12 protein-coding genes are annotated in these 18,734 nt (G+C 64.6%); 4 read left to right on the forward strand and 8 right to left on the reverse strand.

Features of this window, described 5'->3' with window-relative positions:
* Positions 1–90 precede the first annotated feature (90 nt).
* A complete protein-coding gene (locus AACQ95_RS08450; RefSeq protein WP_005313020.1) occupies positions 91–306 on the forward strand; it encodes a YdcH family protein in 216 nt (71 codons plus the stop codon).
* Positions 307–378: 72 nt separating this feature from the next.
* Here the strand turns inward: AACQ95_RS08450 and AACQ95_RS08455 are convergent, their stop codons facing one another.
* Positions 379–1,506, reverse strand: a complete 1,128-nt coding sequence (locus AACQ95_RS08455; protein WP_098984522.1) for a helix-turn-helix domain-containing protein — start codon at positions 1,504–1,506, stop codon at positions 379–381.
* A gap of 187 nt (positions 1,507–1,693) precedes the next feature.
* Here AACQ95_RS08455 and AACQ95_RS08460 point away from each other — a divergent pair, with 187 nt between their 5' ends.
* Positions 1,694–4,186: a penicillin acylase family protein gene (locus AACQ95_RS08460; protein ID WP_241278312.1), complete on the forward strand. Its 2,493-nt coding sequence runs from the start codon at positions 1,694–1,696 to the stop codon at positions 4,184–4,186.
* Positions 4,187–4,252: 66 nt separating this feature from the next.
* Here AACQ95_RS08460 and nifJ read toward each other — a convergent pair whose 3' ends face one another.
* Together nifJ and AACQ95_RS08470 are read right to left on the reverse strand one after the other, a co-directional pair.
* The gene (gene nifJ, locus AACQ95_RS08465) at positions 4,253–7,858 is read right to left on the reverse strand and encodes a pyruvate:ferredoxin (flavodoxin) oxidoreductase (RefSeq protein WP_241278313.1); all 3,606 of its coding nucleotides are present in this window, start codon (positions 7,856–7,858) and stop codon (positions 4,253–4,255) included.
* The gene (locus AACQ95_RS08470) at positions 7,855–9,501 is read right to left on the reverse strand and encodes an NAD(P)-binding protein (protein ID WP_241278314.1); all 1,647 of its coding nucleotides are present in this window, start codon (positions 9,499–9,501) and stop codon (positions 7,855–7,857) included. Before AACQ95_RS08470 ends, nifJ begins: the two co-directional genes overlap by 4 nt.
* Positions 9,502–9,904: 403 nt before the next feature.
* On the opposite strand from AACQ95_RS08470, the gene AACQ95_RS08475 reads away from it, so the two are divergent.
* The gene (locus tag AACQ95_RS08475) at positions 9,905–11,713 is read left to right on the forward strand and encodes an MOSC N-terminal beta barrel domain-containing protein (protein ID WP_241278315.1); all 1,809 of its coding nucleotides are present in this window, start codon (positions 9,905–9,907) and stop codon (positions 11,711–11,713) included.
* A gap of 201 nt (positions 11,714–11,914) precedes the next feature.
* The gene (locus tag AACQ95_RS08480) at positions 11,915–13,627 is read left to right on the forward strand and encodes a methyl-accepting chemotaxis protein (RefSeq protein ID WP_043557636.1); all 1,713 of its coding nucleotides are present in this window, start codon (positions 11,915–11,917) and stop codon (positions 13,625–13,627) included.
* Positions 13,628–13,701: 74 nt separating this feature from the next.
* Here AACQ95_RS08480 and htpX read toward each other — a convergent pair whose 3' ends face one another.
* The 5 genes from htpX to bioB form a co-directional block, all read right to left on the reverse strand.
* The gene (gene htpX / locus AACQ95_RS08485; protein WP_042651327.1) at positions 13,702–14,574 is read right to left on the reverse strand and encodes a protease HtpX; all 873 of its coding nucleotides are present in this window, start codon (positions 14,572–14,574) and stop codon (positions 13,702–13,704) included.
* 112 nt (positions 14,575–14,686) lie between these two features.
* The gene (gene bioD, locus AACQ95_RS08490; RefSeq protein WP_241278316.1) at positions 14,687–15,367 is read right to left on the reverse strand and encodes a dethiobiotin synthase; all 681 of its coding nucleotides are present in this window, start codon (positions 15,365–15,367) and stop codon (positions 14,687–14,689) included.
* A gap of 113 nt (positions 15,368–15,480) precedes the next feature.
* The gene (gene bioC, locus AACQ95_RS08495) at positions 15,481–16,281 is read right to left on the reverse strand and encodes a malonyl-ACP O-methyltransferase BioC (RefSeq protein ID WP_241278661.1); all 801 of its coding nucleotides are present in this window, start codon (positions 16,279–16,281) and stop codon (positions 15,481–15,483) included.
* Entirely contained in the window at positions 16,274–17,491 is a 1,218-nt protein-coding gene (gene bioF, locus AACQ95_RS08500; protein ID WP_241278317.1) for an 8-amino-7-oxononanoate synthase, read from the reverse strand. Before bioF ends, bioC begins: the two co-directional genes overlap by 8 nt.
* Positions 17,488–18,576 (reverse strand): biotin synthase BioB, encoded by a 1,089-nt coding sequence (gene bioB / locus AACQ95_RS08505; protein WP_241278318.1) that lies wholly within the window; start codon positions 18,574–18,576, stop codon positions 17,488–17,490. The genes bioF and bioB overlap by 4 nt, the downstream gene beginning before the upstream one ends.
* Positions 18,577–18,734: the final 158 nt, after the last annotated feature.

The following is an 18,734-nucleotide window of genomic DNA, read 5'->3' on the forward strand; positions in this document are numbered from 1 at the left end:
GAATTCGATCGGGATCACATTTATCTGTGGGGGGAAGGGGTACTTTGGTTTTGAAGGCACAATCAAACGAAACCAAGGAGGCTTCATTACATGTTCCCAGAGTACAGAGATCTCATCTCGAAACTGAAGAGCAGTGATGTCCATTTCCAGAAGAAGTTTGACTTGCACAACGACCTGGATGCGGAGATTAGAAAGTTGGAAAAGCATCACGCCAGCGACTACAGCTCCGAGGTGAAGGATCTGAAAAAACAGAAACTTAAACTGAAAGAGGAGATATACGACATCCTCAAACAACATCCACACTAGACGCCTCGACGAATACCCGGATAAGCAACTTATCCCTCCAGCCCGGCTCAAGCCGGGCTTTTTATCGTCTCGTCACGGGGAAGCCGTCCGAAACGCTGGCAGGCCCTGACGGCGAAATTCGCTCGGGGTCTGCCCCGTATGGCGGCGAAAGGCGGTGTTGAAGGTGGACTTGCTGTTGAAACCGGCCCGGTAGCAGATGCTGGCCACCGTCTCGTCTCCCGCCTGCAGCAGCCGTTTGGCCTCCTCCACCCGATAACGGTTTAGCCAGTCGTAGAAGTTGCCCCCCGAGCAGGCGTTGATGGCGGTGGAGGCCTGATGGGTACTCAGGCCGCACTCGCCAGCCAGCTTGCCGAGGGAGAGCCCGGGATCCCGATAGGCCCCCTCCTTCAGCCGCCGCTCCAGCTCGTCAAACAGCGGCTGCTGGCTCGCGTCCAGTGCCGGGCTCATGATGCAGGCCTGACCCTCACTCCCGCCGGGTTGCGTGATCTCTGCCGAGGCCGCCTGTTGCGGCAGGCGGGCATGGGCCAGTACCTGCAACAGCAGATAGGCGGTGACGGGGGCCTGCAGATAGACGGTGGAGAGCGGCCAGCCGAGCCAGCTCAGGGCGATCCGCCCCAGCAGCAACAAGGCCACCAACAGTTGCAGTCCCTGCAACTGGCTCACCCAGGCCCGCAGCGCCGGCTTGCGGCTGACGACCCCAAGCCGCTGCTGCCGCCACCAGTAGATCAGCCCCAGCAGGGCCATGATGGCCAGATAACGATTGCCGTAGAGGGTGATGCCGGGCCACAACCCATCCCCCTGCTTGCCGAGCAGGATCCAGCGCACCTTCTCGGCGCCAGGCAGCAACCAGTAAGGCAGCGCCAGCACGGCCACCAGCAACAGCGGCAGACTGTGCACCATGCGGTCACGCCAGCGGCCGAGTACAGGCTCCCCCTGCAGGGCCCGGATATAGCCATAGAGGCAGAACGGCAGCATCACCACCAGGGGATCCGCCAGTTTGAGCAGATGAGGCCAGCGTTCGAACAACTGCTGCTGATGGTAGAGATACTCCAGCGCCTGCACGCTGCTCAGGGCGAGCAGGGCCAGCAGATAACCGGAGGCTGAGTCCCAGCGTCCCCGCCACTGCCAGCCGAGCGCCGCCAGCAACAACATGCCCGCCAGGCTCAGACTGAGCAAGGCCGCCACTTCTTCCCACTGCATATGCTTGCTCCCCCAGGTACGGCTCCATCGAGACGGACCTGTTTATCCTTGTTTTTATTCTGTTTTTGGAACTATGACCGGTTCCATCCAGCGGAGCGACAGCCAGCTCGCCCTGCTCTTAAATACCCTCTCCTGCGGGCAAAAAGCAACAGAACCATAACAAGCACGGACAACAGAAGGAACTCAAATGCGATCTCCCTTTCCCCTTACCCTGCTCGGCTGCCTCGTTCTGGCCGGCTGCCAGGAGAACAGCAGCGAGCCGGATCCCGCTCGCCACTATGACGTCACCCTCACCTACACGGAGCAGGGGGTGCCCCACATCAAGGCGAATGACTACGCCAGCCTCGGCTTCGGGGCGGGTTACGCCCATGCCGAGGAGAACCTCTGCACCCTGAGCGAACAGATCATGAAGCTGCGGGGGGAAAAATCCCGCTGGCTGGGGGCGGGAGAGCAGCAGCGCAACCTGCTCTCCGACGTGGGCTATCGCTCGCTGGATCTGCCCGCCCAGGCCGCCGCTCTGTATGGCAAGCTGGCGCCAGATGCCCGCGATCTCATCGAGGGCTATGTGGCAGGCTTCAACCACTCACTCGCGGGACGAGCCGGCCCGGCGGACTATCCCTCCCCCTGCCGTGGGGCCGAGTGGGTCGAGCCCATCACCCCGACCCAGCTGCTGGCCTATCACCTGGATCTCGCCCAGCTCGCCAGCGGCCGCAGCTTCATCGGCGCCATGGCGAGCGCCCAGCCTCCCGGCAGCGGGACGCAGGCGCGCGCCCTGCCTGACCCGGAAGCCGAGTGGCTGCTCACCGCCGAGGGGATCGGCAGCAACGGCTGGGCACTGGGGGCGGATCGCAGCAGCAACGCCAACAGTTTGCTGCTCGGCAACCCCCACTTCCCCTGGGATGGCGAACTCAGGTTCTACGAACAGCACCTGCAGATCCCGGGCAAACTCAACGTGACCGGCGCCACCATGATGGGTTTTCCCGCCATCCTGATCGGCTTCAACGAACAGCTGGGCTGGACCCATACCGTCTCCCAGTCCAAGCGCTTCACCCTCTATCAGCTCACCCTGGATCCCGCCAACCCGCTGCGCTACCGCTACGGCGACCAGTGGCGGGAGATGAGCCAGAAAACCGTCACGCTGCAAGTGCGTCAGGCCGATGGCAGCCTGCAACCCTATGCCCAGACCGTCTATGCCAGCCACTTCGGCCCCGTGGTCAATCTCGCCTCCCTCTCGCCCACCCTGGGCTGGACCAGCAGCAGCGCCATCAGCTTCCGCGATGCCAACGCCGGCAACTACAAGATGCTGGAACAGTGGCTGGCCATGGCCAGGGCCCAGAGTACTCCGGCCTTCTTCGACGCGCTGGCCGAGCATCAGGGGGTGCCCTGGGTCAATATCCTGATGATCGACAAGGCGGGCCAGGCCAGCTATGTGGATGCCACTCAGGTGCCCCGCCTCGGCGCCAAGGCCGAAGCCTGGTGGCGAATGGCCTCCCAGACCCCGCAGCTGGCCCCCGTCTGGCTGGATGGCGAGGGCAGCGTGCTGCTGCCGGGCAATGATCCCGACTTCGAGTGGGTCGACAGCGGCCAGACCCGGGCCCCTGGCCTTATCCCCCTGAGCCAGGCCCCCCGCCAGACCCGCAGCGACTACGTCTACAACGCCAACAGCAGCCACTGGCTGACCAACCTGGCGGCGCCGCTGGAGGGTTACTCCATCCTCTACGGACCGGAGCAGACGGTGCGCAGCCCGCGCACCCGCTACAACGCCCAGCTCATCAGCACCCCAGAGACCATGGGACTGACCGGGGCCGATCGCCGCTTCACCCTGCCGGCACTGCAACGGGTGCTGACCCACAACGGCTCCCTGTTTGCCCGCGAACTCAGGGATCCCCTGCTGGCCCGCTGCCAGGCACATCCGCTTCTCCAGCTGACCAGCGGCCCGCTGGACCTGACCCCGAGTTGCAATGCGCTCGCCAACTGGGATGGCGAGTATCAGCTGGAGAGCCGGGGCGCCCACCTGATGCGCGAATGGCTGACGGCGTTTCGCACCAGCGGCCACAGAGACATCAAGGATGCCCTGTTTGCCATCCCCTTCGATCCGGCCCGGGGTGCCACCACGCCGAGCGGACTGGCTCCCTGGGGCGGCGCGCCGGATCAGGATCCCGCCCTGCTGGCGCTGGCCCGGGCTCAGCAGCGGTTGCAGGCCGCCGGTATCGCGCCGGATGCTGAACTCGGCACGCTGCAGTTCGTGCAAAAGGCAGCCGGGCTGACCCCCATAGCGCTGCCGGGAGGCAACTCGTTCGAGGGGCTGTTCAACATGGTGCAGACCAATCTGCCTTCGCGCAGCAGCTCGGATCTCGCCAACATAGTGACCGGCAAGAGTGTGGCGGACACCACGCTGCGCAGCCTGGATGACGACGGTGACGGCCAGCCCGAGCTGCGTTATCGCGCCAACTACGGCTCCAGCTTCGTGCTGGCCCTGCAGTTCGATGCCGCCGGACCCAAAGCGGAGCGCTTCCTGAGCTATGGCCAGTCCCACGATCCCGAGAGCCCGCACTTCACCGATCAGACCGAGCAGTTTGCCCGCCAGCAGTGGCAGCCCATGCGCTTCACCGAGCAGGAGATAGAAGCCCATCAGGAGCGCAGCCTGCACCTCAAGGTGCTGCGTGCCACCAGCCCCTGAACCACGCCTCTCTCCAGCCATAAAAAAAGCGGGCCGACAGGCCCGCTTCGTCATTCAGGATCCGGCTCAAACGGGAGGATGGAAGGCGCTGGCCTCCCGGGTCGCCATCTCCTCGTAGGTGGCCCACTTCTGCCAAGCCACTTTTTGCGCCACCTGCATCAGCCGCTCGGCTTCTTCAGGATGACTCTGGGCCAGCACCCGGTAGCGGTTCTCCTCTGCCCTGTACTCGGCGAGCGGAATCGAAGGGCGCAGGCTGTCGAGGCTGAAGGGGTTCTGCCCCGCGCTGCGCAATACCGGGTTGTAGCGCAGCAGCGGCCAGTGACCCGAGTCCACCGCCCGTTTCTGCTGGGTCAGCCCCAGCTCCATGTCGATGCCGTGGGCGATGCAGTGGCTGTAGGCGATGATGAGGGACGGGCCCGGATAGGCCTCCGCCTCCCGCAGGGCCTGCAACGTCTGCTGCGGATTGGCGCCAAAGGCGATGCGGGCGACATAGACATTGCCATAGGAGATGGCCTGCAATGCCACATCCTTCTTGGCCAGCGTCTTGCCTCCCGCCGCGAACTTGGCGACGGCCCCCAGCGGCGTCGATTTCGACATCTGGCCGCCGGTGTTGGAGTAGACCTCGGTGTCCATCACCAGCACGTTCACATCCCGCCCGGAGGCGAGCACGTGATCGAGCCCGGCCGAGCCTATGTCATAGGCCCAACCATCGCCGCCGACGATCCAGACCGAGCGACGCACCAGTTGATCGATGAGGGACAGCAGCTCGCGGGCTTGTCCCGAGTTCACCTCCTCCAGTCGTTCGCGCACCTGCGCCACCCTGCCACGCTGGGCGCGGATCTGTGACTCCAGCCGCTGCGGGGCGCTGATCAGGGTATCGACCAGCTCATCCCCCAGCTCCCCCTTCATCGCCTTGAGGGCGGCCACCGCCTGACCGTGATGCTGATCGGCGGTGAGACGGAAGCCAAAGCCGAACTCGGCGTTGTCCTCAAACAGGGAGTTGGACCAAGCCGGCCCCTTCCCTTCCGCGTTCTTGGCCCAGGGGGTGGTCGGCAGGTTGCCGCCATAAATGGAGGAGCAACCGGTGGCGTTGGCCACCAGCATGCGATCGCCAAACAGCTGGGTCAGCAACTTGAGGTAAGGGGTCTCGCCACAACCGGCGCAGGCGCCGGAAAACTCGAACAGGGGTTCGAGGAACTGGGCTCCGCGCACCGTGGAGAAGTCCACCCGCTCGCGGGCAGGCCAGGGCAGGCTCTCGAACCAGCGCAGCGCCTGTTTCTGGCCCGCCAGGTGCGGCGCCTTGTCCATCATGGTGATGGCACGCGCGCCTTCATGGCTCTCTCCTTCAACACGCTCGCCTTGATGGCTTGCATCGGCCCCGACCCGCACCGGACAGGCCTGCACGCACTGGCCGCAGCCGGTGCAATCCTCCGGATAGAGCTGCAAGGTGTAGCGGCTGTCGGGGAAGCCCCTGGCGGTGACGGGCACCGACTGGGCCGCCTCGGGGGCGGTGGCCAGCCAGTCCTGGTGATAAAACTTGGCCCGCAGCGCAGCATGGGGGCAGACGAAGACGCAGTTGCCGCACTGGATGCAGATATCCGAATGCCAAATCGGGATCTCGCGGGCGATATCCCGCTTCTCGAAGCGGCTGGTGGCTGTGGGGTAAGTGCCATCCACCGGCAACATGGAGACGGGGATGAGATCGCCGCGCCCCGCCAGCATCTCGCCGGTCACCCGCTGGACAAACTCGCTGCCGCCGGGGGCCAGTGGCAGCGGATAGTCGCTGATCGGCTCATCACCGGCCGGGATCGCTACCTTGCAGAGGTGAGCCAGGGTATCGTCCACCGCCGCGAAGTTGCGCGCCACCACCTCTGGCCCCTTGCGGGCATAGCTCTTCTCTATGCTCTCCTTGATCAGCGCAATGGCCTCGTCCCGCGGCAAGACTCCGGCCAGCGCGAAGAAGCAGGTCTGCATTATGGTGTTGATGCGATTGCCCATGCCGTTTTGCTCGGCCACCCGATCCCCGTCGATGCAGTAGAGCTGGATGTTGAGGGCGCGGATGCGGGCCCGCAGCCGCTCGGGCAGGCGGGCCCAGACTTGGCTTGCCTCACAGGGGGCGTTGAGCAGCAGTATGGCCCCCTCGGCGGCGTGCTCCAGCAAGTCCACCGACTCGACAAAGCTCCACTGGTGGCAGCCGATGAAGCTCGCCTGCTCGATGAGCCAGGGCGCGTCTATGGGCTCGGGGCCAAAGCGCAGGTGGGAGACGGTGCGCGAGCCCGACTTCTTGGAGTCGTAGACGAAGTAGCCCTGGGCGTGGAAGCCCTCCAGCTCGCCGATGATCTTGATGCTGTTCTTGTTGGCGCCGACAGTGCCGTCGGCGCCCAGGCCGAAGAAGAGCGCCCGCACCCGGCTAGGAGGCTCCAGATCGCCGATGGGATGCCAGGCCAGACTCAGGCCAGACACATCATCGACGATCCCCACGGTAAAGCGCGGGCGCGGCGCATCGGATGCCAGCTCCTCGAACACGGCGGCGCACATGGCGGGGGTGAACTCCTTGGAGGAGAGGCCATAGCGACCGCCACTGAGCCAGGGCAGCCGCTTGAGAAGGCCCCGCTGCAAGCCGTCGATGAGGGCGCTCTGCACGTCCAGCAGCAGCGGCTCGCCGCCGGCCCCCGGCTCCTTGGTGCGATCCAGCACAGCCAGCCGGCGCACGCTGGCGGGCAGGGCATCGAGCAGCGCCTGCACCGGGAAGGGGCGATAGAGGCGCACCACCAGCACCCCTGTCTTGCGATCCTGCCGGTTGAGCCAGTCGACCGTGGTGCGGGCGGTGGCCGCTCCCGACCCCATCAGCAAGATGACGTCGGTCGCGTCGCTGGCGCCGTGGTACTCCACCAGCCGGTAGTGGCGACCGGTGAGGGATCCCAGCTTGTCCATGCACTGCTGCACCCGCGCCGGCACCGCCTCGTAGAAGGGGTTGACGCTCTCGCGGGACTGGAAATAGGTGTCGGGGTTCTGGGCCGTGCCGCGCATCACGGGGTGATCCGGGTTGAGCGCCCGGGCGCGGTGGGCCCGCACCCAGTCGTTGTCGATGAGGGCGCGGATCTCGTCCCTATGCAGGGCCGTGATCTTGTTCACCTCGTGGGAGGTGCGAAAACCGTCGAAGAAGTGGATGAAGGGCACCCGGCACTGCAGGGTGACGCTGTGGGCAACCAAGGCCAAGTCCTGCGCCTCCTGCACAGAGCCGGAGGCGAGCATGGCAAAGCCGGTACTGCGCGCCGCCATCACGTCCTGATGGTCGCCAAAGATCGAGAGCCCCTGGGCCGCGAGCGATCGGGCCGCCACATGGAACACAGCCGCGGTCAATTCCCCGGCGATCTTGTACATGTTGGGCAGCATCAGCATCAGCCCCTGACTGGCAGTGAAGGTGGTGGCGAGCGCCCCCGCCTGCAGGGCGCCGTGCACAGTCCCGGCCGCCCCTCCTTCGCTCTGCATCTCCACGACTGTGGGGATGTTGCCCCAGAGGTTGGTCTGCCCCTCGTCCGCCCAGGCGTCAGCCAGCTCGGCCATGGTCGAGGAGGGGGTGATGGGATAGATGGCGCACACTTCGCTCAGCTGATACGCCACCCGGGCCGCGGCTTCGTTGCCATCGACCATGATCAGTTCATGTTTCATTGGGACTCCTCCGGTTGGCGCAACTCGATGGCGTGGCAGGGGCATTGATCGTGACAGGCACCGCAGCCGGTGCAACGATCCGCATCCACCCGATAGCCGTGGCCCGGCCCCAGCTTCTCGATGGCCTGCTCGGGGCAGCTGCCGTAGCAGCCGTCGCACTCGAAGCAGTTGCCGCAGGAGTAGCAGCGCGCCGCCTCGTAGCGGGCCGCCGTCTCGTCCAGCCCACCTATGATCTCGCCAAAGTCGTCCCGCGCCCACGCCGGTTTGACCGGCTGACTGCTGGCGGGCGCATGGGTCTGGAACCAGAGCTGCAGCTGCTCAGGCCCCACTAATGGATAGGAAAGCGGTTTGTGGTAGTGGCGACCGCGCAGCCAGGCATCCATGTGGCGCGCCGCCTTCTTGCCATGGCCGGTGGCTATGGTGACTGTGCGCTCCGAGGGCACCATGTCGCCGCCGGCAAAGAGGCCCGGCACATCTGTCATGAGATTGTCCGCCACCTGCACCACCCCCTCCTGGCTGACCCGCACGCCGGGAATGCTCTCCAGCACGCTCAAGTCCACCTCCTGACCCAGCGCCAGAATGAGGGAGTCTGCTTCGAGTGTTTCAAACTTGCCGGTGGGCACAGGTTTGCCCTGCTCATCCAGCGCCATCACCTCCACCTCGATACTGGTGTTGTCGAGCTGGCGAATGCTGCGCAGCCAGTTGATCTTGATCCCCTCCTCCTCGGCCTCAAGGGCCTCGAAGGCGTGGGCGGGCATATGATCCCGATCGCGCCGGTAGATGATCATCGCCTCCTCCACCCCGAGGCGACGGGCGGTGCGGGCCGCGTCCATGGCGGTGTTGCCGCCGCCGTAGATAGCCACCCGTCGTCCCAGTTTGGGGGGCGGCAGACCTTGCTCCTCGGCCAGGCTCGCCTGCTCGAGGAAGCTCACCGCATCGAGGATCTTGCCCGCCTCCCGGGCCGGAATATCGACCCGCTTGGCCAGATGGGCGCCTATGGCCATGAAGACGGCATCAAAGCCCCCCTCGTCACGCGCCTTGAGCACGTCCTCCACCTTGTGATTGAGGGTGAGGGTGACGCCTGCGGCCAGGATGCGGGCCACCTCCCTGTCCAGCACGTCGCGGGGCAAGCGGTAAGCAGGAATGCCAAAGCGCAGCATGCCGCCGGCCAGCGGCCCCGCTTCGCGGATCTCCACCTGATGGCCGAGCCGGTTGAGGTGCCAGGCACAGGACAAACCGGACGGGCCGGCGCCGACGATCAGCACCTTCTTGCCACTGGCGGGCGCCGGTGGCGCAGGCTGCCAGCCTTTGGCCAGCGCCTCGTCGCCGAGGAAGCGTTCGATGGCGTGAATGGAGACGGCGTCATCCACCTGGGCGCGGTTGCAGGCGCTCTCGCAGGGGTGATAGCAGACACGGCCATGGACGGCAGGCAGGGGATTCTCTTCGATCAGTGTCTGCCAGGCCGCTTCAAAGCGGCCCGCTTCGGCCAGGGCAAGCCAGGCCTGGATGTTCTCGCCGGCCGGGCAGGCGTGGTTGCAAGGTGGCAGGGCCGGCCGCCAAACGGGTAGCCGAGTACGGACCGGGCCTGTTCCCGTTTTCTGGGAGAGATCCGGCTGTGGGGTCATATCCAGTTGTTTGCTCATACATTGCTTTCTTCTTTTTGTGTGACAGGCCCCCTCCGATGGCACTTGATACCGTTTAGCCTGAGCGGACGGTGGCCGGAGAGGGAAGAAGCGAAAGCGTTAGAAACTGGAAGCTGTCTCGATAGTGGACTGATTTTTGTACTGAATGGCGGATCAGGATCAAAAAATGTTGCACTTTATGGGGTCTGGAGCGCGGAACGTGACCCCTGTAACATCTTGCCCAATTGCACACGGGATGGCGTTGACCGGCTTATCCGACCGAGGGCGGACACAGTACCGTCGGCGCCGGATTGCCAGGTAAGGACGGCACAGGGCGGCGACCATGCAAGGATTGCTGCACGGGGCGGGAACCGTTATCTTGCCTCCTCTTCATCTGCACAGGCCACTGCACAAGGACTCGGACATGCCAACACTCGACAGCATTCATCTCTACCCCATCAAATCGACGGCAGGCATGCCACTGGCCCGTGCCCGGGTGACCGAAGAGGGCCTGCTGGGGGATCGCCGCTACATGGTGGTCAAGCCGGACGGCAGCTTCATCACGGCCCGCACCCATCCCCAGTTGCAACAGGTAGTGGCCACCCCCATGGAAGGCGGCCTGCAGTTGCGCTATCCGGGTCTTGAGCCACTCACACTGCGAGAGCAGGATTTTTCCCGCACGCCCAAGACCACAGGGGTCTGGGGCGACAGCTTCACCGCCCTGCAGACCCAGCCCCGGGCCGATCACTGGCTGAGCCAGGTGACGAGGGAGCCGGTGCAACTGCTCTGGCTTGGCGAAACATCAGACCGCTTTCGGGAGAAGACAGGCACCCGGGTCAGCTTTGCCGACGGTTATCCACTGCTGCTGATCAGCCAGAGTTCGCTCGATGATCTCAACCTGCGCTCCGATGCCCTGCACCAGATGAGCCAGTTTCGCACCAACCTGGTGGCAAGCGGCACCCGTCCGTTCGAGGAGGACAGCTGGGTGCGCATCCGCATCGGCGAGGTGGAGTTTCGGGTCGACAAGCCCTGCAGCCGCTGCATCATGACCACGGTGGAAGCGGGCACGGATCGCTTCAATGCCCTCAAGGAACCGCTCGCCACCCTCACCCGCTATCGCCGGGGCGAGGATGGGGATGTCTATTTCGGCCAGAATCTGGTGGCCCTCAACGAGGGCTGGATTGAGGCGGGCAGCGAGATAGAAGTGCTGGAGACGACCCGTCCCCGGGTCTACCCCAACGCGGCGCCCAGGAAGCGGGCGCTGGTGTGCGTGGCCCGCGAGCCGCTGGCACGGGATCTGGAAACCTTCTGGTTCGAAGCGGCCGATGGCGAGCCGCTGCCTGACTACCTGCCGGGCCAGCACCTGCCCATCAGCCTCGGCCTCAAGGGCGAGCGGCTGCAGCGGCGCTATACCCTGAGCTCAAGCCCGGATCTGCCGGATCGCTACAGCATCAGCGTCAAGCGCCTCGGTGAGGGGCGCATCTCTCCCTGGCTGCACCAGCAGTTGAAGGTGGGCGATACCCTGCTGGCATCCGCACCGGCTGGCGAGTTTCATCTCGGCACAGAGCGCTCGTTGTTGCTGCTCTCGGCCGGCTCAGGTGTCACCCCCATGCTCGCCATCGCCCGCACCTTAGGCCTGCGCGGGGAGCTTGGCGACGTTCACTTCATGCACCTGTGTCGCAGCGAGGCCGACATCCCGGCCGCCGCCGAGCTGTACGCCATGGCGCAGCAGGGGATGGCGCTCACCCTGATCCTGAGCCAGCCCGATGGCCACTGGCAGGGGCTGAAAGGGCGCCTCTGCGATACCCATCTGGCCCAGATCAAGGGGCTGCACCAGCGGGAGGTGTTCCTGTGCGGTCCTCACGGCTTTATGGCCGATGCGGCGGCCAGACTGACTGCCCTTGGCGTGCCCGCCAGCCAGATCCGGCAGGAGAGCTTCGGCGGCGCCATCCTCTCGGTGGCGCGCCCCCACAAGGCGATACGGCTGCGCATAGGTGAACAGGCCTTTGCCGGCAACAATCAGGGAACCGTGCTGGATCAGGCCCACAAGCAGGGCGTGGAGCTGCCCTGGAGCTGCCGCGCCGGCATCTGCGGCAGTTGCAAGCAGACCCTGGTCTCGGGCGAGGTGGATCACCCGGATGCCCCGGCCATCACGGCCGCCGAGCGCGCCGAGGGCAAGATCCTCACCTGCTGCGCCGTGCCACTGACCGATCTGGTGATCGGGCCGCGATAATCCAAGGGGCCGGGAGCATGGCGTCGTCCATGCATCCCGGCCCTCCCCCTCAAGCCCCTCCCCCTTTTCTCGGCGCTGCCCGCCAAACTTGCCGAGCCCGGCTCCTATACTCACAGCAACAACAATAAAACCCCACAGAAGTACCGGCCTTCGCCGTGTGACAAAGGGGGTTGCTCTGGTGAGAATAAGGACGCTCAAACCATGGAACAGAACAGACCCACCTTTCAGTTCAACCTCCTGCTCTCCGTTGTCACCCTGATCCTGCTGTCGCTGGTGTTTTTTGCCTACAGCTGGTCAGGGACGCGACTCGAACAGAGTTATCAGCAACGCTACCAATCCTATCTGCTGGCCGATGAGCTGCGGCAATCCTCCGACGATCTGACCCGGCTCGGTCGCACCTATGTGATCACCAAGGATCCCGCCTACGAACAGCAGTACATGCGGATCCTGGCCATTCGCAACGGCGAACAGAACCGGCCACAGGGCTACAACCGCATCTATTGGGACTTCGTCGCCGCCAACGGCCAGAACCCGAGGCCCGACGGCAATCTTCGCCGCGGCCTCATCGATCTGATGAAGGACGCCGGCTTCACCGACGGGGAGCTGGCCAAACTCAACGAGGCCAAGAACAACTCGGATGCCCTGGTCAACACAGAGGTGGCGGCCTTCAAGCTGGTGCAGCAGACGGACGGTGATCAGGCAGCCAACCAGCAAAAAGCCATCGCCATGATGCATGACAAGGCCTATCACCAGAACAAGGGACGCATCATGTCCCCCATAGATGACTTCTACGTCATGATGGAGAACCGCACCCAGCAGGCGGTGGACGATGCCACCAGCCAGTCCTCCATGCTGCGTTACCTCTTCATCGCCCTGGGTCTGGTGTTGATGTTCTTCCTGTGGCGCACCTACAAGGCCCTGCTCGATCTGGTCGGCACCTCGGTCAGCCAGCTCAGGAGCGATCTCGGCAGCCTGGCGCAGGGGGATTTCTCGCGCCAGATCCATGTGCCGAGCGGCGCCAAGGAGAGCCTGATCGGCCTGCTGGCCACCATGCAGTCCACCCTCAAGGGGATCATTGCCCAGGTCTCCCACTCCACCGAGGAGCTGTCGGGATCGGCCGACAGCATAGCCCAGATAGCGGAGCAGACCGCCCAGTTTGCCACCTCCCAGCAAACCAGCACCCAGACCATGGCGGCGGCCATCGAGGAGCTGGTGGTGAGCATCAGCCACCTCTCCGACAACGCCACCCATGCCGATGAGTTGAGCAAGGTTTCCGCCAATACCCTGGAAGAGGGATCCGGCGTCATCAAGCAGACCCTGGACAGCATACAGAGCATCTCGGACACCGTATCCAACGCGGCCAGCAGCCTCTCCGAGCTCAACAGCCACACCCAGCAGATCTCGGACATCATAGAGGTGATCCGCGGCATCGCCGATCAGACCAACCTGCTGGCCCTCAACGCGGCCATAGAGGCGGCGCGGGCCGGTGAGCAGGGGCGAGGCTTCGCCGTGGTGGCCGACGAGGTGCGCAATCTCGCCAGCCGTTCGGCCGCCTCGACCCAGCAGATCACCGGCATGATCAGCAAGATCCAGAGCGGGGCGGATGCCTCCATCCGCAGCATGGAGAACACGGTCAACAACGTCTCCCGCGGGGTGAGCCTGGCCAACCAGACGGGCGAGGCCATCGCCAGCATCAAGAGCCATGCCTCCAACCTGACCGGCCTGATGGGGGAGATAAGCCACACCCTGCGCGAGCAGTCCACCGCCGCCAACGAGGTGGTCTCCACCGTCGGCAACATCACCTCCCTCTCAGAGCAGTCGGGGGACGCGGCCCGTCACGTCTCCCAGGAGGCGGCCAAGCTCAAGCAGCTGTCACGGCTGCTGCGCCAGGAGATGGGCCACTTCAAGCTGTGATCCGATGGCACAAAGCAAAACGGCTGCCCAAAGGCAGCCGTTTTTTATGCGGGTGTGTCACCCTGGCATCACACTCAACCGCGCAGGGCGGCGATGCGCTGCTCGATGGGCGGGTGGCTCATGAACAGCTCGCTCACGGAGCGCTTGCCGTTGATGCCAAAGGCCATCATGGCACCTTCCATCTGCGGCTCGGCACCGCGGGAGAGGCGCTGCAGCGCGGCAATCATCTTGTCGCGGCCGGCCAGCTTGGCGGCGCCGGCGTCGGCGCGAAACTCACGCTGACGGCTGAACCACATGACGATCATGGAGGCCAGCACGCCGAACAGCATCTCCAGCACGAACACGGTGATCATGTAGGCAAAGCCACCGGAGCTGCTGCTCTCTTCGCTGTTGTTGGAGCTGAAGAAGTTGCTGATGACGCCGGCCACGATACGGGCGAAGAACATCACGAAGGTGTTCACCACCCCCTGGATCAGGGTCAGGGTCACCATGTCGCCGTTGGCCACGTGGCTCACCTCGTGGGCCAGCACGGCTTCCGCCTCATCCCGGCTCATGCTGTAGAGCAGGCCGGAGGAGACGGCGACCAGCGAATCGTCGCGGCGGGCACCTGTGGCGAACGCATTCATCTCGGGGGAGTCGTAGATCCCCACTTCCGGCATCTTGATGCCCGCTTCACGGGCCTGACGGGCCACGGTACTGACCAGCCAGTGCTCGGTCTCGTTGCGGGGTTGCTCGATGACCTGGACGCCATAGCTGCGCTTGGCCATCCACTTGGACATCAGCAAGGAGATAAAGGAACCCCCAAAACCGAACACGGCACAGAACACCAACAGACCGGAAATGCTGGACTTGTTGATCCCCAGAACCGAGAACAGGATATTGAGTACCACCCCCAGCACCAGCATGACGGCCAGGTTGGTCACCAGGAATAGCATAATTCGCTTCATATTGACTCCTTGTGAGATATGGATGCGTGGCCCCACACAGCGTCACTGCCGGTCGGGACCACACCTGCCCACATAATAGATAGATTCGATGAATGTTCGCTGAATGTCGGCCTCAGAGCAGGGGCGAAATGTCGAGACGCCCGCGCAGATCGGCCTCGAGCGGATTGTTTACAAAGGGTATTTCACCCAAAAACGGGGCGGGCAGCAAGCCCCGCAAGGTGTCCAGGTTCTCCTGGTAGTGACTCATGGAGCCGTGCAGCCGATTGATGACCCAGCCCGCCACCGGCAGGTTGTCATTGCGAATGGCGGCGAAGGTGAGCAGCGCATGGTTGAGGCAACCCAGCTTGGCCCCCACCACCATGATCACCGGCATGTTCTCCTGCTTGACCCAGTCCGACAACAGGTGCTTGCGATCCAGCGGCAAAAACCAGCCCCCGGCTCCCTCCACCACCACCAGCTCGGCCCCCGCCTGCTCTATCTGGCGCAAGCCATCGGACAAGCCCGTCAGCGTGATGGCCTCACGGGCCTCGCTGGCGGCGATATGGGGCGCGATGGGCGGTTCAAAGGCGAACGGATTGACCAGATCGTAGGGCAGAGGCAGGCTCGCTGCCTCCTGCAACAGCACGGCGTCCAGGTTGCGCAGCCCATCCGGGGTGCGGGCACAACCGGCTGAGACAGGCTTGTAACCGGCGCACTGGATGCCGTGGGCGGCAAATTCCAGCAACAGGGTGCGGGCGACCAGTGTCTTGCCCACATCTGTGTCCGTGCCCGTGATAAAGAAGGATTTAACCATGATGACTCCTCAACGCAAATCAGGTGCCTATCCGCATATGGGGACAGAGCACCTGCGTATCAACTCTGTCAGGTCGAGCGGCAGATCCACCGCCAGCTCAAACTCGGACCGGTTTATCGGCGGCTCGCTTGCCCCAGACAGACCTGGTAACTGGCGGTCAGCCTGCCGTCCGGCTGGCGATGGGCTTCATAGGCCAGGCTCAGGCGCTGCAAGCGCTGCCGGCTGCTGAGGCCGGGCTGACGCTCGTCATTGATCTGGCTGGCCCCTATCCCCTTGAGATCGCGCAGCAGACCACTCAGTTCGGGATAGGCGAGCGACCAGGTCAGGCTCTCGAGGCGAGGGGCGGTGAAGCCCCCTGCGGCCATGGCATCCTGCAATTGTGGCAGGCTGAGGAAGCGATTGACATGGGGACTGTCATCAACCGTGCGCCAGGCCTCACGCAATTGCCAGAGCGAATCCGAGAGCAGGGTCGAGAACAACAGCCGGCCGCCGGGTTTGAGCACCCGATGCAGTTCGGCAAAGGCCTGCGCCGGCCGCTCACACCACTGCAAGGCCAGGCTGGAGAAGACCCAGTCCAGACTCTGATCGGCAAAGGGCAACTGCTCCGCATCGCCGCACACCAGTTGAGCGCCGCTGCCGCGCAGGGCAGCCTGCGCCAGCATGCCGGGGGCGAGATCCAGCCCGTGCAGCCGGTGACAACGGCCCGCCAGGTGCGGCAGGAAGAAACCTGTGCCGCAGCCCAGATCCAGCCCGCTCACCGTCAGCGCAAGACCAACCTGCCTGTCCGGCATCCGCTCGAGCAGCGCCAGCCCCACCTCCTGCTGGAAGCGGGCGTGGGCGTCGTAGTGGCGGGCGGCCGCCCCGAAGCGGCGGGCGAGCTGGGCCTTGTCGACCGACTGGAAACGCTCATGCATGGCGAGCACCTCTCGGGTCTGCGGCATCCTGATCCCCGCTGGCCGACGGGGTGCAAGGGCCGAGGGCATAGAGCAGGCGATCCACATCCTGTTCACTGTGGGCCGCGCTCAGGGTGATGCGCAGCCGCGCCGTGCCCGCCGGCACAGTGGGCGGGCGAATGGCGGTGACCCAGAGCCCGACTGCGCGCAGTCGTTCGGCCAGTTGCAAGGCAGCCGCGCTCTCTCCCACCAGCAGCGGCTGTATGGGGGTGTCGCTCGCCCCAAGCTGCCAGCCAAGGGCGGCGGCACCCTGCCGAAAGCGGGCTATCAGCTGCTGCAAGCGGACTCGGGCGTCGTCGGCGCCGCGCACCAGTTCGATGCTTTTGCTCACGGCGCAAGCCTGGGCGGCGGGCATATGGGTGCTGTAGACGTAGTGACGGGCGAAGTTGACCAGATAGTCCACCAGCTCGCGGCTGCCGCCGACGAAGGCCCCGGCCACCCCGAGCGCCTTGCCAAAGGTGCCCATCTGGATGTGGACGCAAGCCGGGTCAACGCCCTGCGCCGCCAGGGTGCCGCGCCCTTGTGGCCCCAGTACGCCGAGGCCGTGGGCATCGTCGATCATCAGCCAGTTGCCGCTCCGGGCGGCCAATGCCGCAAGTTCAGCCCAAGGGGACTGATCCCCGTCCATGCTGAACACCCCTTCCGAGACGATCAAGCCCCGATTTGGTTCGAGTTGACGCCCGAGAGCGGCCATATCGTTGTGGCCGAAACGCTTCATCTTGCAGGGCAGCTGGCTGCCCATCTCCTGCAGGGAGGCGTGGTTGAGTTTGTCCTGCCACAGCAGATGATCCTTGCCGAGCAGGGCTTTGAGCACAGCCTGATTGGCGGAGAAACCGCAGTTGAACAGCAGCACAGCCTCCACCCCCAACCAGTCGGCAAGCGTCTCTTCCAACTGTTGGTGGGCGCGGCTGTAACCGGTCACCAGCGGCGAGGCGCCGGAGCCCGTTCCATAGCGGTCAATCCCCTCCTTGAAGGCGGACTTGATGGCGGGGTGATCCGCCAGCCCCAGATAGTCGTTGGCGGAGAAGTTGAGGTAGTCGCGCCCATCGACCACCAGCCTGGCTCCCGTGCGGCCATCTGTGGCGGTGCGGCGGCGCAGCAAGGTGGCCTGCTCGCGCCCGGCCAGCGCCTCACCCAACCCAAAGGGACCCGTTACCACAGGGCTCTTCATGGACGCGCTACGCCTGCACGGGGACGGGTGGCATCGTAAAACATCTCATCCGGCTCGCTCTGGCGGCTCACCTCGGCCAGCAGCTCCTCTTCTTGTACCTGATCCGGCTTCTGGGCACGCTGGGCGGGGCGAATGCCGAGCCGCTTGAACAGCTGCATGTCGCTGTTCTCGTCCGGATTGGGGGTGGTCAGCAGCTTGCAACCATAAAAAATCGAATTTGCCCCCGCCATAAAGCACATGGCCTGCATCTGCTCGTTCATCTTCTCCCGCCCGGCGGAGAGGCGCACGTGGGAGGCGGGCATCATGATGCGCGCCACGGCTATGGTGCGGATAAATTCGAACGAGTCGAGGTTCTCTTCGTTCTCCAGCGGCGTCCCCTTCACCTTGACCAGCATGTTGATGGGCACACTCTCCGGGTGGCGCGGCAGGTTGGCCAGCGCCATCAAGAGGCCCGCCCTATCCTTGGCCTGCTCGCCCATGCCGACGATGCCGCCGGAGCAGACCTTCATGCCGGCGCCGCGCACATGCTCCAGGGTATCCAGTCTGTCCTGATAGGTGCGGGTGGAGATGATCTCGCCGTAGAACTCCGGCGAGGTGTCGAGGTTGTGGTTGTAGTAGTCAAGGCCTGCTGCCCCCAGCCGCGCCGCCTGATCGGCGGTGAGCATCCCTAGGGTCATGCAGGTCTCCATGCCCAGCCCGCGCACCTCCTCGATCATCCGCAGGATATAGGGCATGTCCCGCTCCTTGGGGTTGCGCCAGGCGGCCCCCATGCAGAAGCGGGACGAACCGTTGGCCCTGGCCTCGCGGGCCCGTTCCAGTACCTTCTCCACCTCCATCAGCCGCTCTGTCTCGAGCCCGGTGTGATAGCGGGCGCTCTGGGGGCAATACTTGCAATCCTCCGGGCAGGCGCCTGTCTTGATGGAGAGCAGGGTGCTCACCTGCACCTCGTTGGGATCGAAATGGGCGCGGTGTACCGTCTGGGCCTGGAACAGCAGATCGTTGAATGGCAGGGCAAACAGGGCCTGAACCTCGGACAGGGTCCAGTCGTGGCGAAGGGCGTGGCCGCCCAGGGTGAGAGCATTCATACATGGCTTCCGATTGTTATAAGTGGGATCCTGCGCCGGCCATCCCGGATGAGCGACCACAGAAACCGCCGCTGTGCCTGCACCTTCTCAATGGGCAGAGCCAAGTGGCTGAAATTGTTGGCTAGTGTAGAGAGCGCGCGTAGACTGTCAACACCGAC

The organism is Aeromonas sp. MR19 (genome assembly GCF_963899305.1).
Lineage (GTDB): Bacteria > Pseudomonadota > Gammaproteobacteria > Enterobacterales > Aeromonadaceae > Aeromonas > Aeromonas bestiarum.

What these genes read in the sequence shown, in the direction of transcription:
- AACQ95_RS08450 (WP_005313020.1), top strand. Translation starts at nt 91, where the DNA reads ATGTTCCCAGAGTACAGAGATCTCATCTCGAAACTGAAGAGCAGTGAT.
- AACQ95_RS08455 (WP_098984522.1), bottom strand. Translation starts at nt 1,506, where the DNA reads ATGCAGTGGGAAGAAGTGGCGGCCTTGCTCAGTCTGAGCCTGGCGGGC.
- AACQ95_RS08460 (WP_241278312.1), top strand. Translation starts at nt 1,694, where the DNA reads ATGCGATCTCCCTTTCCCCTTACCCTGCTCGGCTGCCTCGTTCTGGCC.
- nifJ (WP_241278313.1), bottom strand. Translation starts at nt 7,858, where the DNA reads ATGAAACATGAACTGATCATGGTCGATGGCAACGAAGCCGCGGCCCGG.
- AACQ95_RS08470 (WP_241278314.1), bottom strand. Translation starts at nt 9,501, where the DNA reads ATGAGCAAACAACTGGATATGACCCCACAGCCGGATCTCTCCCAGAAA.
- AACQ95_RS08475 (WP_241278315.1), top strand. Translation starts at nt 9,905, where the DNA reads ATGCCAACACTCGACAGCATTCATCTCTACCCCATCAAATCGACGGCA.
- AACQ95_RS08480 (WP_043557636.1), top strand. Translation starts at nt 11,915, where the DNA reads ATGGAACAGAACAGACCCACCTTTCAGTTCAACCTCCTGCTCTCCGTT.
- htpX (WP_042651327.1), bottom strand. Translation starts at nt 14,574, where the DNA reads ATGAAGCGAATTATGCTATTCCTGGTGACCAACCTGGCCGTCATGCTG.
- bioD (WP_241278316.1), bottom strand. Translation starts at nt 15,367, where the DNA reads ATGGTTAAATCCTTCTTTATCACGGGCACGGACACAGATGTGGGCAAG.
- bioC (WP_241278661.1), bottom strand. Translation starts at nt 16,281, where the DNA reads ATGCATGAGCGTTTCCAGTCGGTCGACAAGGCCCAGCTCGCCCGCCGC.
- bioF (WP_241278317.1), bottom strand. Translation starts at nt 17,491, where the DNA reads ATGAAGAGCCCTGTGGTAACGGGTCCCTTTGGGTTGGGTGAGGCGCTG.
- bioB (WP_241278318.1), bottom strand. Translation starts at nt 18,576, where the DNA reads ATGAATGCTCTCACCCTGGGCGGCCACGCCCTTCGCCACGACTGGACC.